The organism is Cellulomonas flavigena DSM 20109, assembly GCF_000092865.1.
In the GTDB taxonomy this organism is placed as follows: Bacteria; Actinomycetota; Actinomycetes; order Actinomycetales; family Cellulomonadaceae; genus Cellulomonas; species Cellulomonas flavigena.
Genome location: NC_014151.1, coordinates 2809866 through 2824845, shown reverse-complemented (window position 1 = coordinate 2824845; position 14980 = coordinate 2809866). Strand labels below are relative to the sequence as shown.

Genomic DNA, 14980 nt, shown 5'->3' with positions numbered 1-14980 from the left:
CGTCTCGACCAGGTCGAGCGGCGAACTAGAGGGAGCGGACAACGATGTCACTGGCGTGGAAGAAGAGCGCGATCGCGATGGTCGCCGCAGGCATGCTGCTCGGCTCGCTCGCGGCGTGCAGCAGCGAGCGCGAGCCCACCACGGAGGGCACCGGCGACGCCGGCAGCTCCGAGGACACCGTCGTCGGCATCGCGATGCCGACGAAGGCGCTCGAGCGGTGGAACCGCGACGGTGCGCACCTCGAGGGCCTGCTGCAGGACGCCGGCTTCGAGACGAGCCTGCAGTTCGCCGACAACAAGGTCGACCAGCAGATCACGCAGCTCGAGAACATGATCAACCAGGGCGCGGACATCCTCGTCATCGCCTCGATCGACGGCACGGCGCTCGCGCCGACCCTCGAGCAGGCCGCCGAGCAGGGCATCACCGTCATCGCGTACGACCGCCTCATCAACGACACCCCGAACGTCGACTACTACGCGACGTTCGACAACTACGGCGTCGGCAAGATGCAGGGCGAGTTCATCGTCGAGCAGCTCGACCTCGCCGGCGGTGCCGGCCCGTTCAACCTCGAGCCGTTCGCCGGCTCGCCCGACGACAACAACGCGAAGTTCTTCTTCGCCGGTGCCTGGGACGTCCTCAAGGAGTACGTGGACAGCGGCCAGCTCGTCGTCCCGTCCGGCAAGGCCCCCGCGTCCAACGACGACTGGCAGTCCATCGGCGTCCAGGGCTGGAGCTCCGACACGGCCCAGTCCGAGATGGAGAACCGCCTCAACTCGTTCTACGCGGGCGGCACCAAGGTCGACGTCGTCCTGTCGCCCAACGACTCGCTGGCCCTCGGCATCGCCCAGGCGCTCGCGGGCAACGGCTACGCGCCCGGCCCGGACTACCCGATCCTCACGGGGCAGGACGCCGACAAGGCCAACGTCCTCAACATGATCGAGGGCAAGCAGTCCATGTCCGTCTGGAAGGACACCCGCACGCTGGGTGACCGCACCGCCACGATGATCGAGCAGATCGTCGCCGGTGACGAGGTCGAGGTGAACGACGAGGAGACCTACGACAACGGCGAGAAGGTCGTCCCGACCTACCTCCTGCCGCCGCAGGTCATCACGCCGGACACGGTGCAGACCCTCGTGGACTCGGGCTTCTACACGGCCGCCGACCTCGGCCTGTGAGACCCCGCCGGCCGCGCGACCTCCGGGTCGCGCGGCCGGCCAGCCCGTCCCTCCGGCGCACGCCGGGACCACCCAGCGAGGACACATGGACACCGAGCACATCCTCGAGATGCGCGGCATCACCAAGACCTTCCCCGGCGTCAAGGCGCTCTCGGACGTCACGCTCGCGGTGCGCCGCGGCGAGATCCACGCGATCTGCGGGGAGAACGGCGCCGGCAAGTCGACGCTCATGAAGGTCCTGTCCGGCATCTACCCCCACGGCTCGTACGACGGCGACATCGTCCTCGACGGGCAGGTGCAGGAGTTCCGCGGCATCCGCGACTCCGAGCGCCAGGGGATCGTCATCATCCACCAGGAGCTCGCGCTCTCGCCCTACCTGTCGATCGCGGAGAACATCTTCCTCGGCAACGAGCGGGCGGCCCGCGGCGTCGTCGACTGGAACCGCACCAACGCGGAGGCGGCGCGCCTGCTCGACCGCGTGGGGCTCGTGGAGCGTCCCGACACGCGCGTCAGCGACATCGGCGTCGGCAAGCAGCAGCTCGTCGAGATCGCCAAGGCGCTGTCGAAGGAGGTGCGGCTGCTCATCCTCGACGAGCCGACCGCCGCACTCAACGACGAGGACAGCGCGCACCTGCTCGGTCTCATCCGCGGGCTGCGGGACGAGGGCATCACCTCGATCATCATCAGCCACAAGCTCAACGAGATCGAGGCGATCGCCGACACCACGACGATCATCCGGGACGGTCAGACCATCGAGTCGCTCGACATGCACGGCGACGAGCCGGTCACCGAGGAGCGCATCATCCGCGGCATGGTCGGGCGCCCGCTCGACCACCGGTTCCCCGAGCACACCCCCGCCATCGGCGAGGAGGTGCTGCGCATCGAGGACTGGACGGTCCACCACCCCGTCGACCAGTCGCGCAAGGTCGTCGACGGTGCGAGCCTCACCGTGCGGCGCGGCGAGATCGTCGGCCTCGCAGGCCTCATGGGCGCCGGCCGCACCGAGCTCGCGATGAGCGTCTTCGGCAGGTCGTACGGCACCCGCATCTCGGGGCGCCTGTACAAGGACGGCACCGAGATCACGGTCGGCAACGTGCGCGAGGCCATCGCGCACGGCATCGTCTACGCGACCGAGGACCGCAAGCGCTTCGGGCTCAACCTCATCGACACCGTGCAGCACAACGTGTCGGCCGCGGCGCTGTCCTCCCTGGCCCGCGGCGGCGTCGTCGACCGCGAGGAGGAGTCGAAGGTCGCCGAGCGGTACCGCAAGGAGCTCAACATCCGCACGCCCACGATCACGGCGCTGGTGGGCAAGCTCTCGGGCGGAAACCAGCAGAAGGTCGTGCTGGCCAAGTGGCTCTACGCCGACCCGGACGTGCTGATCCTCGACGAGCCGACGCGCGGCATCGACGTCGGCGCGAAGTACGAGATCTACACGATCATCAACAGGCTGGCCGACGCGGGCAAGGGGGTGCTCGTCATCTCCTCCGAGCTGCCCGAGCTGCTCGGCGTCTGCGACCGCATCTACGCGCTCAGCCAGGGACGCGTCACGGGCGAGGTGGCCCGGGCCGACGCCACCCAGGAGCACCTCATGCACTACATGACGATGGACAAGGACGGGATCGCCCGATGAGCACCAGCACCGACGTCAACGTCCCCTCGCCGGGGCCCGGCACCCCCCGTGTGCCGCTGGTCCAGCGGTTGCAGGGCCTGGGCGGCAACGCGCGCCAGTACGGCATCTTCGGCGCCCTCGTCGTCATCGTCCTGCTCTTCCAGGTGCTCACCGACGGCAAGCTGCTGCTCGCCAACAACGTCGCGGCCCTGTTCCAGCAGAACGCCTACGTCATGATCCTCGCGATCGGCATGGTCATGGTGATCGTCGCCGGGCACATCGACCTGTCCGTGGGGTCGGTGGTCGCGTTCGTCGGCGGCGTCGTCGCGGTGACGATGCGCGACTTCGACGTCCCGTGGCTCGTGGCCGTGCTCATCGGCCTGGCGCTGGGGGCGCTGGTCGGGGCGTGGCAGGGGTTCTGGGTCGCGTACGTGGGGATCCCGGCGTTCATCGTGACGCTCGCGGGCATGCTCGTGTTCCGCGGCCTGGCGCTCGTCGTCGTCGGGGAGACCCTCGCCGGCCTGCCGTCGGCCTTCATCAAGATCTCGAAGGGCTCGCTGCCCAACGTGCTCGGGTTCGTCAACAACATGGACGTGGTCACTCTCGTCATCGGCGCCCTCGCCGTGGCGGCCATCGCCCTGACGCAGGTGCGGGCGCGCGCGGCGCTGCGCAGGCACGACCTGCACGTCGAGGCGTTCGGCGTGTTCCTCACGAAGATCGCGATGGTCGCGGTCGGCATCGGCGTCCTCACCGTCATCCTGTCGCTGTCGGCCGGCGGGACCCCGATCGTGCTGGTGATCGTCGGCGTCCTCGTCGTCGCGTACTCGTTCCTCATGGGCCGCACCGTCTTCGGCCGGCACATCTACGCGATCGGCGGCAACCGGGCCGCGGCCGGGCTCTCGGGCGTCAACACCCGCAAGGTCGACTTCTGGATCTTCGTCAACATCGGGTTCCTCGCGGGTATCGCGGCCGTCGTCACGACCGCCCGCGCGGGCGCCGCCATCGCGGCTGCCGGTGCCAACTACGAGCTCGACGCGATCGCCGCGTGCTTCATCGGTGGGGCAGCCGTCACCGGCGGCATCGGGCGGATCTCCGGGGCCATCGTCGGCGCGCTCATCATGGGCGTGCTCAACATGGGCCTGTCGATCCTCTCGGTCGACCCGTCGTGGCAGCAGGCGATCAAGGGCATGGTGCTGCTGCTGGCCGTGGCGTTCGACCTGCTGAACAAGCGGCGCGCCGGCACGCAGTAGGGCAGCGGCGAGAGGTGCGGCGCGTGTGCGCCGGGGGGGCCTCACCGTGAGCCGCCGTCGGTCGGCCGCAGGTTCCCAGACGGCGCTGCGGGAGGCGAACAAGTCGCTGGTGGTCGGGGCGGTCCAGCGGTACGGCGGGCTCACGCAGGTCGAGCTCGCCGCCGCGACGGGGTTGTCGCAGGCGACGGTGTCGACGATCGTCCGTGAGCTGCTCGCGGCCGGGCTCGTCGACACCGCCGTCACCACGCGCAGCGGGCGGCGGGCCCAGCTCGTCACGCTCGCGCGGCGCGTGGGGCTCGCGGTCGGGGTGCAGGTCGGGCACCGGCACCTGCGGGTCGCCCTGGGGGACTTCGCGCACGAGGTGGTGGCGGAGCAGGTCCTGCCGCTGCCGTACGAGCACCCGTCGGACACGACCCTGGACCGTGCGGCGCTGCTCGTCATGGACCTGCTGGAGCGGGTGGGGGCGGACCTCGACGGCGTCGTCGGCATCGGTGTGGGCGTCCCCGCGCCCGTCGACGCGGACACGGGCATGGTCTCCGTGCCCGGCGTCATGCGCGGCTGGGAGGGTGAGCACCTGGGCCAGGTGCTCACCAAGCGGCTCGGGCGGCCCGTGCACGTGGACAACGACGCGAACCTCGGGGCGCTCGCGGAGGCGACGCTGGGGGCGGCGCGCGGCTACCGGGACGCGGTGTACGTGCGCGCGTCGTACGGGACGGGTGCGGGCATCGTGCTCGGCGGGCAGGTGCACCGGGGGTTCGCGGGGACGGCCGGGGAGATCGGGCACGTGCAGGTGGACCCGACGGGTCACATCTGCCGGTGCGGGTCGCGCGGTTGCCTGGACACGGTGGTGGGGGCGGCGGCGCTGGTGGAGCCGCTGCGTGCGACGCACGGCTCGCTGAGCCTGCGCGACGTCATCGGGCGTACGCGTGCGGGGGACCCGGGGTTCGCGCGTGTGGTGGCCGACGCAGGCGCGCTGATCGGCACGGTCGTCGCAGGGCTCGGCACCGCGGTGAACCCGCAGTGCGTGGTCGTCGGCGGCGAGCTGTCCGAGACGGGCGAGGCCCTGCTGCGGCCGCTGCGCGACGCGGTGCAGCGGCGGGTGCTGCTCAACCAGATCGCGCCGCTCGAGGTGGTGCCGGCGGCGCTGGGGCAGCGGGCCGAGGTGATGGGCGCGCTCGTGCTCGCGCTGCGCGAGGCGGACGTGCCCGTGCGTGCCGAGGACGACGTCGAGCTCGACGCCGAGCCCGTTCCCGGCCCGCCGGGGCAGGGTGAGACGTCTTGACCGGGAAGGAGCAGGGGGATTCACTGCACGTGACACTCGACGGGGAGCAGGTGGGTCGAGCATGACGGACGCGACACGGGTGCCGTTGCTGTCGATGCGGGGCATCAGCAAGCGGTTCGGCGGGGTCGAGGCCCTCGTGGGCGTCGACCTCGACGTGCACCCGCACGAGGTGGTCGCGCTGGTCGGCGACAACGGCGCGGGCAAGTCGACGCTGGCCAAGATGGTCGCGGGCGTGCTGACCCCCGACACGGGCCTGGTGGAGATCGACGGTGCCCCGGTGAGCATCCCCACGCCCGCGGCCGCGCACGCGCTGGGCGTCGCGACGGTCTTCCAGGACCTCGCGCTGTGCGACAACCTCGACGTGACGTCGAACCTCTTCCTGGGGCGTGAGCTGCGCGACGCGCGCGGCGTGCGTGACGACGAGCGCATGGAGCAGCAGGCCCGCCAGATCCTGCGGGACCTGACGAGCCGGATCCCGTCGGTCCGGGTCCCGCTGTCGCAGCTGTCGGCGGGGCAGCGGCAGTCGGTCGCGATCGCCCGCACCCTCATCGGCTCGCCCCGGCTCGTCGTGCTCGACGAGCCGACGGCAGCACTGTCGGTGGCGCAGACCGCGGAGGTGCTCATGCACATCGAGGGCCTGCGTGACCTGGGGCTGGGGGTGATCCTCATCAGCCACAACATGACGGACGTGCGCGCGGTGGCGGACCGGGTCGAGGTGCTGCGCCACGGGCGCAACAACGGCTCGTTCGACGCCCGCTCGACCGCGTACGAGCAGATCCTGGGCGCCATCACGGGCGCCGTGCGGGTGGGGGACCCGCCACGCCGGGTGCCCGCGGCGTCGTGACGTCCGGCCACCGAGGAGGTACGCCCACGGGGTGTGCCTCCTGTTCCGCATGCCCTCGTGCGGGTGATTCGTCCGTCCCCCGTGCGAGCGACGGGTCGATATCGTGATGAGTTCGTAACCAAACGTCAGTCGTTCGGGTTTGACTTCGGGTGCCGAACGAAAGCATGGTGGGGGTACTGCACCGGGACGACGACGACCCCCGTCTCGTTCGACGCAGCCCGGATCCCTTCGGTCCACCCCGCGGCGAAGCAGCCGCGCCGGACACCGATGGATTCGGGACCGGAACCTCTCGACGACGAGAAGGAGCGCACACGATGCGACGCAAGATCACCATGGCGGCCACGGCCGGCGCCCTCGCGCTCGGCCTCGCGGCCTGCGGCGGCGGCGGTGCGGGCAGCACCGACAGCACCGAGGGCGCCGGCGGTGGCGCCGAGGCGAGCGACATCACCATCGGTGTCGCCATGCCCACGGAGACCTCCGAGCGCTGGATCGCCGACGGCAACGCCGTCAAGGAGGGCCTCGAGGAGCTCGGCTACAAGGTCGACCTGCAGTACGCGGGCGACGACATCCCGACGCAGACGCAGCAGATCGACCAGATGATCACCAGCGGCGCCGACGTCCTGATCATCGCCTCGATCGACGGCACGGCCCTCACCAGCCAGCTCGAGAACGCCGCCGCGCAGAACATCCCGGTCATCGCGTACGACCGCCTCATCCGCGACTCCGAGAACGTCGACTTCTACGTCACGTTCGACAACTTCGCGGTCGGCGTCGCCCAGGGCACCGCGCTGCTGCGCGGCATGGGTCTGCTCGACGAGGCCGGCACCGAGGTCGCCGGCGTCACGGGCCCGTTCAACATCGAGCTGTTCGCCGGCTCGCCCGACGACAACAACGCCGGGTTCTTCTTCGACGGCGCCATGTCCGTCCTCCAGCCGTTCATCACCGACGGCACGCTCGTCGTGAAGTCCGGCCAGACCGACTTCGACACGGTCGCCACGCTGCGCTGGTCGCAGGAGGCGGCGCAGAAGCGCATGGAGGACCTGCTCACGTCGACCTACTCCGACGGCTCGAAGCTCGACGGCGTCCTCGCGCCGTACGACGGCATCTCGCGCGGCATCATCACCGCCCTGCAGGGCGTCGGCATGGGCCCGACCATCGAGGCCGGCCTGCCGATCGTCACCGGCCAGGACGCCGAGGTCGCCTCCGTGAAGCTCATCGCCGACGGCGTGCAGTCCTCGACGATCTTCAAGGACACCCGCAAGCTCGCGGCCCAGTCCATCGAGGCCGCGCAGGCGTTCATCGACGGCGAGGAGCCCGAGGCGAACGACACCGAGACGTACGACAACGGCAAGAAGGTCGTCCCGTCCTACCTGCTCGACGTCGACCCGGTCTTCGCCGACGACATCACGCCCCTGCTCGTCGACTCGGGCTACTGGACCGAGGACGAGGTCAAGTCCGGCGTCGCCAAGTGACCCAGGTCTGACGGCGCGGCCCGGTCCGCCCACGAGGCGGCCGGGCCGCGCCCTGCCCCACCACCCGAAACCACTGAACGGAGGGGTCATGGACCACAGCGACATCCTCGAGATGCGGTCCATCACCAAGACCTTCCCGGGAGTCAAGGCGCTGCAGGACGTCAGCCTGACCGTGCAGCGCGGCGAGATCCACGCCATCTGCGGTGAGAACGGCGCCGGCAAGTCGACCCTCATGAAGGTCCTGTCCGGCGTGTACCCGCACGGCACCTACGACGGCGCGATCGTCTTCGAGGGCGAGGAGGTCGAGTTCGGCTCGATCAACGACTCCGAGGGCCGCGGCATCGTCATCATCCACCAGGAGCTCGCGCTGGTGCCGTACCTGTCGGTCGCGGAGAACATCTTCCTCGGCAACGAGGTGCGGGGCACCGCGTCGCTCATCGACTGGAACAAGGCCAACGCCGAGGCCGCCAAGCTCCTGGCACGCGTCGGGCTCGACGAGAACCCGACGACGCCGGTCTCGCAGCTCGGCGTGGGCAAGCAGCAGCTCATCGAGATCGCCAAGGCGCTGTCCAAGCAGGTCCGCCTGCTGATCCTCGACGAGCCGACCGCCGCGCTCAACGACAACGACTCCGAGCACCTGCTCGGTCTCCTGCGCCACCTCAAGGGCCAGGGCATCACGTCGATCATCATCAGCCACAAGCTCAACGAGATCGCCGAGATCGCCGACCGCACGACCATCATCCGCGACGGCCGCACGATCGAGACGATCGACATGTCCGAGCCGACGTCGACGCAGGACCGCATCATCCGCGGCATGGTCGGCCGCGACCTCGAGCACCGGTACCCCGAGCGCACGCCGCAGATCGGGGACGAGGTGCTGCGCGTCGAGGACTGGACCGTGCACCACCCCACGCAGTCCGACCGGGTCGTCATCGACGGTGCGTCGTTCAACGTGCGGGCCGGCGAGGTCGTCGGGATCGCCGGGCTCATGGGTGCCGGCCGTACCGAGCTCGCGATGAGCATCTTCGGGCGCTCCTACGGCCGCGGCATCAGCGGCCGCATCTACAAGGACGGTCAGGAGATCCAGGTCCGCGACGTCGACGAGGCGATCCGGCACGGGCTGGCCTACGCCACCGAGGACCGCAAGCGGTACGGGCTCAACCTCATCGAGGACATCCGCCGCAACATCTCCGCCGCCGGCATGCGCCGCCTGGCCCGCCGCGGCTGGGTCAACGGCAACGAGGAGATCAAGGTCGCGGAGGAGTACCGCGCGTCCCTCAACATCAAGGCACCGACGGTCATGGCGCTCACCGGCAAGCTGTCCGGCGGCAACCAGCAGAAGGTCGTCCTCGCCAAGTGGCTCTACACCGAGCCCGACGTGCTCATCCTCGACGAGCCGACGCGCGGCATCGACGTCGGCGCGAAGTACGAGATCTACACGATCATCAACAGGATGGTCGCGGCGGGGAAGGCGGTCGTCGTCATCTCCTCCGAGCTGCCCGAGCTGCTCGGCATCTGCGACCGCGTCTACACCCTCGCGTTCGGGCGCATCACCGGTGAGCTGCCCGTCGCCGAGGCCACCCAGGAGCGGCTGATGGAGCTCATGACCATCGAGCGCGAGACAGCAAAGGACCTTGCATCATGACGGCCATCGCCGGCTTCCGCGACATGGTGACGCGGAACCTCCGCCAGAGCGGCATCTTCGTCGCGTTCGTGCTCATCGTCGTGCTGTTCTCCCTGCTCAACTCGAACTTCCTGAGCCCGGGGAACCTCACCAACATCGTCCTGCAGTACTCGTACATCCTCATCCTCGCCATCGGCATGGTCATGGTGATCGTGCTCGGCCAGATCGACCTGTCCGTCGGCTCGGTCGTCGCGCTCACCGGCGCGGTCGCGGGCGTGCTGGTCATCCGCAACGGCGCACCGTGGTGGGTCGGCGTCCTGGCTGCGCTCGCGGTCGGCCTGCTGGTCGGCATGTGGCAGGGCTTCTGGGTCGCGTACGTCGGGATCCCCGGCTTCATCGTCACGCTCGCCGGCATGCTGCTGTTCCGCGGCATGACCTACCGCGTGCTCGACAACGTCTCGCTGTCGCCGTTCGGCGGCACGTACTACGACGTCGCCAACGGGTTCTCCACCAACGGCTGGTTCGGCGGGTACGGCATCGACGTGTTCACGCTCGTGATCTTCGGGGTCGCGGTGGTTGGCTACGGCGTGAGCCAGTGGCGCACGCGCCGCGGTCGGATCGCGTACCAGCAGGTCGTCGAGTCGATGCCGATGTTCGTCGCCAAGCTGGTCGTCATCGCCGTGGTCGTCATGTGGTTCGGCTACCAGCTCGCGCAGTACCGCGGCCTGCCGAACATCCTCATCCTGCTCGCGGTGCTGATCATGGCCTACTCGGTCGTCACGCAGCGCTCCGTGTTCGGCCGTCACATCTACGCGATCGGCGGCAACCTCAACGCCGCGCAGCTCTCGGGCGTGAAGGTCCGCAAGGTCACCTTCTGGACCTTCGTCAACATGGGCCTGCTCGCCGGTGTCGCGGGCGTCGTCTACTCGTCGCGCATGAACGGCGCGCAGCCGGGCGCGGGCAACATGTTCGAGCTCGACGCGATCGCGGCGGCCTTCATCGGCGGCGCGTCGACGACCGGTGGCGTGGGCCGCGTGACCGGCGCCATGACCGGTGCGCTGATCATGGCCGTCATGAGCAACGGCATGCAGCTCATGGGTGTCCCGCAGTCGATCCAGCAGATGGTCAAGGGTCTCGTGCTCCTGCTCGCCGTCGCGTTCGACGTCTGGAACAAGCGCCGCGCCGAGGCGCGCTGACGCACCCGCGGGCCCGCGCCGCCACCGGCGGTGCGGGCCCGCGGTGTCGTCCGGCCGGGGGATGCCGGGCGGCCGCCGGGGGGACAGGGCCCCGCCCGGCACTAGGCTCGCCGACGTGAGGGGACCGATGACCGGATCGCAGTCGTCCCTGCGGGGCGCGAACCGCGCGCTCGTCGTCGAGACCGTCAAGCGCTACGGCGGGCTGACGCAGGTCGAGCTGACCGCCGCCACGGGCCTGTCGCCCGCGACGGTCAGCTCGATCGTCAAGGAGCTGCTGGCTGCGGGCGTCGTCGACACCACGAACACCGTCCGCTCGGGGCGTCGCGCGCAGCTCGTCACCATCGCCCGCACGACGGGCCTGGCCGCGGGCGTCGACGTGGGCCGGCGCCACCTGCGGGTCGCGCTGGCCGACGTGACGCGCGAGATCGTCGCCGAGCAGAGCCTGCCGCTGCCGGCCGAGCACCGTGCCGACACGACGCTCGACCGCGCGGCGCTGCTCGTCGTCGACCTGCTCGAGCGCGTCGGCGCGACGCTCGACGACCTCGTGGGTCTCGGCGTCGGGCTGCCTGCGCCCGTCGAGCCCGGCACCGGCCTGGTCACCGTGCGCGGCATCCTGCGCGGCTGGGACGAGGTGCCGGTCGTGCACGTGCTCGCCAAGCGCCTGGCCAAGCCGGTGCTCGTCGACAACGAGGCCAACCTCGGCGCGCTCGCCGAGAGCCGGTTCGGCGCGGCGCGCGGGTACCAGGACGTCGTGTACGTGTCGGTGGGTGCGGGCACAGGTGCCGGGATCGTGCTCGCCGGGCGCCTGCACCGCGGGTTCGGCGGGACCGCCGGTGAGGTCGGCCACGTGCAGGTCGACCCGCAGGGGCGGATCTGCCGGTGCGGCTCGCGCGGGTGCCTCGACACGGTCGTGGGCTACCCGGCGCTCGTCGAGCCGCTCGCGGCGAGCCACGGCTCCCTCACGCTGCGCGACGTGGTGCAGCGCGCGACCGAGGGTGACCCGGGGTGCCGCCAGGTCGTGGCCGACGCCGGCGCGGTGATCGGCGGCGTCGTCGCCGGCATGGCGATGGTCGTCAACCCGCAGTGCGTGGTGGTCGGCGGCGAGCTCGCGGCGACCGGCGAGGTGCTGCTGGCGCCGATGCGCGAGGCGATCGGGCGGCGCGTGCCGCTCAACCAGGTGGCGGCGCTCGACGTCGTGACCGGCGAGCTGGGGGTCCGGGCGTCGGTGCTCGGGGCGCTCGCGATGGTGCTCGAGGCCACGGACCAGGCGGCGGCCACGGGGGCCGCGGAGCTCGGCGACCTGGCGGACTACGGCGACGGAGGCGGGTCATGACGGGGATCGGCGGGAGCGGGGGAGACGGGGGCGGTGGCGACGTGCGCGACGAGCGGGTGGTCCCGCCGGCGCCCGCGCCGCGCACCCCGGTGCTCGCGGTGCGGCGGGTGTCCAAGAGGTTCGGGCCGGTCGAGGCGCTCGTCGACGTCGACCTGGTCGTGCACCCGCACGAGGTCGTCGCGCTCGTGGGCGACAACGGTGCGGGCAAGTCCACGCTCGCCAAGGTGGTGTCCGGCGTCCTGCACCCCGACGCCGGGCTGCTCGAGCTCGACGGCGAGCCCGTGACCATCGCGTCACCGTCGGACGCGCACCAGGCCGGCATCGCCACGGTCTTCCAGGACTACGCGCTGTGCGAGAACCTCGACGTCACGGCCAACCTCTTCCTGGGGCGCGAGGTGCGCCGTCACACCCTCATGCGCGACGGCGAGATGGAACGGGTCGCGCGGCAGATCCTGCGGGACCTCACGAGCCGCATCCCGTCGGTGCGCACGCCCATCAGCCACCTGTCCGCGGGGCAGCGGCAGACCGTCGCCATCGCGCGCACGCTCATCGGGTCGCCCCGGCTGGTGGTGCTCGACGAGCCGACGGCCGCGCTGTCGGTCGCGCACACCGCCGAGGTGCTCACGCACATCGAGCGCCTGCGCGAGCTCGGGCTCGGCGTCGTCCTCATCAGCCACAACCTCAACGACGTGCGCGCGGTCTCCGACCGTGTCGAGGTGCTGCGGCACGGCCGCAACAACGGGTCGTTCCGCACGCGGGACGTCTCGCAGGAGGAGCTGCTCGCGGCGATCACGGGCGCGACGCAGACGCACCCCGAGCGGGCCTGAGGCGGCCCCGGTCGTCGCCGGACGCAGGGCCGCCGGGACACGCTGCCGCCGCCCGGCTCGCACGGAGCCGGGCGGCGGTGGGGGCGGCGCCGCCGCGGGGGCGTGCGCCGTCGGCACCCGGGGAGGTGGGTGCCGGGAGCGCCCGGGGAGGTGGGCGCCCACGTCGGTGGCCGAGCGTCAGCCCGCGGCGTTGCGCAGCCCGAGCCCGCCGAGGACGAAGCCCGTGCCGATGCCGACGAGCGTGAGGGCGACGCCGAAGGCGATGACGGACGTGATGAGCGACGCACGCAGGAACGTGCCGGTCGCGACGGCGGGTCGCTGCGGGTCGTCGCGGTCCATCTCGGCGTAGGTGAGGCCGCCGGTCATCTCGGCGACGTCGACGCGGATCGTCTCGGCCTGGGCCCACGCGGCCCACGGCGTGACGACCGGCTGTCCGGCGAGGAACGGGGCGTTCTCGGAGACCGTGATCTCCTCCTGGGCCAGGCCCTGGGCGATGCCGCCCCAGGTGGCCACGCCGGCCAGAGCCATGAGCAGACCCAGCACGGTCAGGAGGGTCCCGAGAAGACGGGTGCGGGACGCCGCGCGGGGTGCGGGCGCGACGGCAGCGGGTGCGGTGCTGGAAGCGACATCGGCGGTCATGGGGTTCCCCTCGGGTCGGACGGCACCGGGGCCTGGACGGCCCCGGTCGTCACCACCGTGGTGGGTGAATTCTCAAGGAGATACCCGGCGAAACGATTTATGTGGCCCGAGTCACGGCGAACCGGATGTTCGTGACGAGTCCGGCGCGGGGCGTCGACCCCGCGCCGGGCGTCCCGTCAGCCGACCGTGCAGGGCGCGCCGTCGAGCGTGAACGACGACGGCGCCGTGTTGGTGCCCGAGTGGGCGCCGTTGAAGCCGATCTGCACCGCACCGCCCGGGGCGAGCCGCCCGTTCCACGGGGCGTTGGCGACCGTGACCTGGGCGCCCGACTGGGTGACCTCGCTGCTCCAGTACTGGGTGACCCGCTGCCCGGAGGGGAACGCGAAGCGCAGCGTCCAGCCGTCGAGCGCCGCGGTGCCGGTGTTGACCACCTCGAGCTGGGCCGTGAACCCGGTGTTCCACTGGTTCACGGTGTACGTCACGCGGCACGCACCCGACGGAGCGGGCGTCGTGGGGCTCGGCGTGGGGCTCGGTGTGGGCGTGGCAGACGGTGTGGGCGTGGCCGACGGTGTGGGTGTGGGCGTCGGGGTGGGTGTGGGCGTCGGCGACGGTGTGGGCGACGGTGTCGGTGTCGGTGTGGGTGTGGGCGAGGGGGTCGGCGTGGGCGTCGTCGAGCTGGGCTGGTCCAGCCCGAAGAACGCGATCGCCGCCGCGGCGTCCACGGGGATGTTGTGGGTCGTGCCCTGCAGGCGGTTGGTCTCGAGCGTCGCCCGGGTGCCCGTGCTGCCGTAGCGGGCGCGCGTGCGGTTGCCGATCGTCTCGCTCGACGTCGGCGTCTCCGACAGGCCGAGCACGTTCGTCCACTGCTTCGTGGCCTCGAGGTGGTTCTGGAAGTTGAGCGTCTCGTCGTTCGTCCCGTGCCACAGCTGCACCCGCGGCCGCGGGCCGGTGTACCCCGGGTACGCCGACCGCACGGCGTTGCCCCACTGCTCGCCGGACTGGATGCGACGGCCCTGGGCGCACTCGCTGTTCCAGCCGGCCTGCGCGGTCGTCCCCGGCTTGCTGCCGTTGGTGACGAAGCAGGTCGCCGGCACCCCGGCGAAGGCCGAGCCGCCCGCGAACACGTCGGGGTACGTGGCCATCAGCAGCTGCGTCATCATCGCGCCGGACGAGACGCCGGTGGCGAAGACCCTGCCGCGGTCGGTGGTGTAGCGCTGCTGCACGTACTGCACCATCTGCGCGATGCTCTGCGGGTCGCTGCCCCCGTCGTGCACGATCGCGTTGACCGAGGAGACGTCGAAGCAGTTGCCCGGGCGGTTCGTGCTCGGGTAGATCGCGATGAATCCGTACTGCGAGGCGAGCTCGTCGAACTGGTGCCCGGTGAACATCGCCTGCGCGCTGCCCGTGCAGTAGTGCGACACGACGAGGATCCCGGGCTGGGACTGCAGGCGGTCGGGCACGAACAGGTGCATGCGCAGGCCGCCGGGGTTGCTGCCGAAGTTCTGCACCTCGACGAGCGAGGCCGCCTGGGCGGGCGGCGCCGTCGCGAGCTGCGCGGCACCCGCCAGCGCGAGCGCGAGCAGCGCTGCCAGCGCGCCGGCACGCGCGGTCGTGCGGCGGCTCCCGCCGGTTCGGGACAGTCTCATCGGCCGTGACCTCCTCGCCCGCCGGACGCGGCGGTGCGCCGGCACTCCTCGACGCGGCAGGGAACGTTTGCCGGTCGTGG

At 71.3% G+C, this 14980-nt stretch carries 12 protein-coding genes; 10 read left to right on the top strand and 2 right to left on the bottom strand.

Translation table 11 applies throughout. The annotated features are described in order from the left end of the window. Positions 1 to 44: 44 nt before the first annotated feature. The 10 genes from chvE (CFLA_RS12730) (at position 45) to CFLA_RS12685 (ending at position 12615) form a co-directional block, all read left to right on the top strand. Positions 45 to 1175: a multiple monosaccharide ABC transporter substrate-binding protein gene (gene chvE, locus CFLA_RS12730; protein WP_013117741.1), complete on the top strand. Its 1131-nt coding sequence runs from the start codon at positions 45 to 47 to the stop codon at positions 1173 to 1175. Positions 1176 to 1260: 85 nt separating this feature from the next. Next, positions 1261 to 2808, top strand: a complete 1548-nt coding sequence (gene mmsA / locus CFLA_RS12725) for a multiple monosaccharide ABC transporter ATP-binding protein (protein ID WP_013117740.1) — start codon at positions 1261 to 1263, stop codon at positions 2806 to 2808. Further along, on the top strand, positions 2805 to 4037 hold the full coding sequence (gene mmsB / locus CFLA_RS12720) for a multiple monosaccharide ABC transporter permease (RefSeq protein WP_013117739.1): 1233 nt from the start codon (positions 2805 to 2807) through the stop codon (positions 4035 to 4037). The genes mmsA (CFLA_RS12725) and mmsB (CFLA_RS12720) overlap by 4 nt, the downstream gene beginning before the upstream one ends. A 46-nt stretch (positions 4038 to 4083) precedes the next feature. Then, positions 4084 to 5319 carry an ROK family transcriptional regulator gene (locus CFLA_RS12715; RefSeq protein ID WP_052302849.1) on the top strand — a complete coding sequence of 412 codons (1236 nt, stop codon included), beginning with the start codon at positions 4084 to 4086 and terminating at the stop codon, positions 5317 to 5319. A gap of 61 nt (positions 5320 to 5380) precedes the next feature. Further along, a complete protein-coding gene (locus CFLA_RS12710) occupies positions 5381 to 6163 on the top strand; it encodes an ATP-binding cassette domain-containing protein (protein ID WP_013117737.1) in 783 nt (260 codons plus the stop codon). Positions 6164 to 6477: 314 nt separating this feature from the next. Next, on the top strand, positions 6478 to 7635 hold the full coding sequence (chvE, locus tag CFLA_RS12705) for a multiple monosaccharide ABC transporter substrate-binding protein (protein WP_013117736.1): 1158 nt from the start codon (positions 6478 to 6480) through the stop codon (positions 7633 to 7635). An 88-nt stretch (positions 7636 to 7723) separates the two neighbouring features. Then, positions 7724 to 9280, top strand: coding sequence for a multiple monosaccharide ABC transporter ATP-binding protein (mmsA, locus tag CFLA_RS12700; protein ID WP_013117735.1), 1557 nt, complete (start codon positions 7724 to 7726; stop codon positions 9278 to 9280). Next, on the top strand, positions 9277 to 10455 hold the full coding sequence (gene mmsB, locus CFLA_RS12695; RefSeq protein WP_013117734.1) for a multiple monosaccharide ABC transporter permease: 1179 nt from the start codon (positions 9277 to 9279) through the stop codon (positions 10453 to 10455). Before mmsA (CFLA_RS12700) ends, mmsB (CFLA_RS12695) begins: the two co-directional genes overlap by 4 nt. A 127-nt stretch (positions 10456 to 10582) precedes the next feature. Next, the gene (locus CFLA_RS12690) at positions 10583 to 11788 is read left to right on the top strand and encodes an ROK family transcriptional regulator (RefSeq protein WP_013117733.1); all 1206 of its coding nucleotides are present in this window, start codon (positions 10583 to 10585) and stop codon (positions 11786 to 11788) included. Then, positions 11785 to 12615, top strand: coding sequence for an ATP-binding cassette domain-containing protein (locus CFLA_RS12685; RefSeq protein ID WP_013117732.1), 831 nt, complete (start codon positions 11785 to 11787; stop codon positions 12613 to 12615). Before CFLA_RS12690 ends, CFLA_RS12685 begins: the two co-directional genes overlap by 4 nt. Positions 12616 to 12792: 177 nt before the next feature. Here the strand turns inward: CFLA_RS12685 and CFLA_RS12680 are convergent, their stop codons facing one another. Continuing rightward, positions 12793 to 13254 carry a hypothetical protein gene (locus tag CFLA_RS12680; protein ID WP_013117731.1) on the bottom strand — a complete coding sequence of 154 codons (462 nt, stop codon included), beginning with the start codon at positions 13252 to 13254 and terminating at the stop codon, positions 12793 to 12795. Positions 13255 to 13430: 176 nt separating this feature from the next. Beyond that, entirely contained in the window at positions 13431 to 14900 is a 1470-nt protein-coding gene (locus tag CFLA_RS21210) for an extracellular catalytic domain type 1 short-chain-length polyhydroxyalkanoate depolymerase (RefSeq protein ID WP_013117730.1), read from the bottom strand. Positions 14901 to 14980 lie beyond the last annotated feature (80 nt).

Bases quoted from the DNA above. Each gene is read 5' to 3' on its own strand.
- chvE (WP_013117741.1), top strand. From the start codon at position 45: ATGTCACTGGCGTGGAAGAAGAGCGCGATCGCGATGGTCGCCGCAGGC.
- mmsA (WP_013117740.1), top strand. From the start codon at position 1,261: ATGGACACCGAGCACATCCTCGAGATGCGCGGCATCACCAAGACCTTC.
- mmsB (WP_013117739.1), top strand. From the start codon at position 2,805: ATGAGCACCAGCACCGACGTCAACGTCCCCTCGCCGGGGCCCGGCACC.
- CFLA_RS12710 (WP_013117737.1), top strand. From the start codon at position 5,381: ATGACGGACGCGACACGGGTGCCGTTGCTGTCGATGCGGGGCATCAGC.
- chvE (WP_013117736.1), top strand. From the start codon at position 6,478: ATGCGACGCAAGATCACCATGGCGGCCACGGCCGGCGCCCTCGCGCTC.
- mmsA (WP_013117735.1), top strand. From the start codon at position 7,724: ATGGACCACAGCGACATCCTCGAGATGCGGTCCATCACCAAGACCTTC.
- mmsB (WP_013117734.1), top strand. From the start codon at position 9,277: ATGACGGCCATCGCCGGCTTCCGCGACATGGTGACGCGGAACCTCCGC.
- CFLA_RS12690 (WP_013117733.1), top strand. From the start codon at position 10,583: ATGACCGGATCGCAGTCGTCCCTGCGGGGCGCGAACCGCGCGCTCGTC.
- CFLA_RS12685 (WP_013117732.1), top strand. From the start codon at position 11,785: ATGACGGGGATCGGCGGGAGCGGGGGAGACGGGGGCGGTGGCGACGTG.
- CFLA_RS12680 (WP_013117731.1), bottom strand. From the start codon at position 13,254: ATGACCGCCGATGTCGCTTCCAGCACCGCACCCGCTGCCGTCGCGCCC.
- CFLA_RS21210 (WP_013117730.1), bottom strand. From the start codon at position 14,900: ATGAGACTGTCCCGAACCGGCGGGAGCCGCCGCACGACCGCGCGTGCC.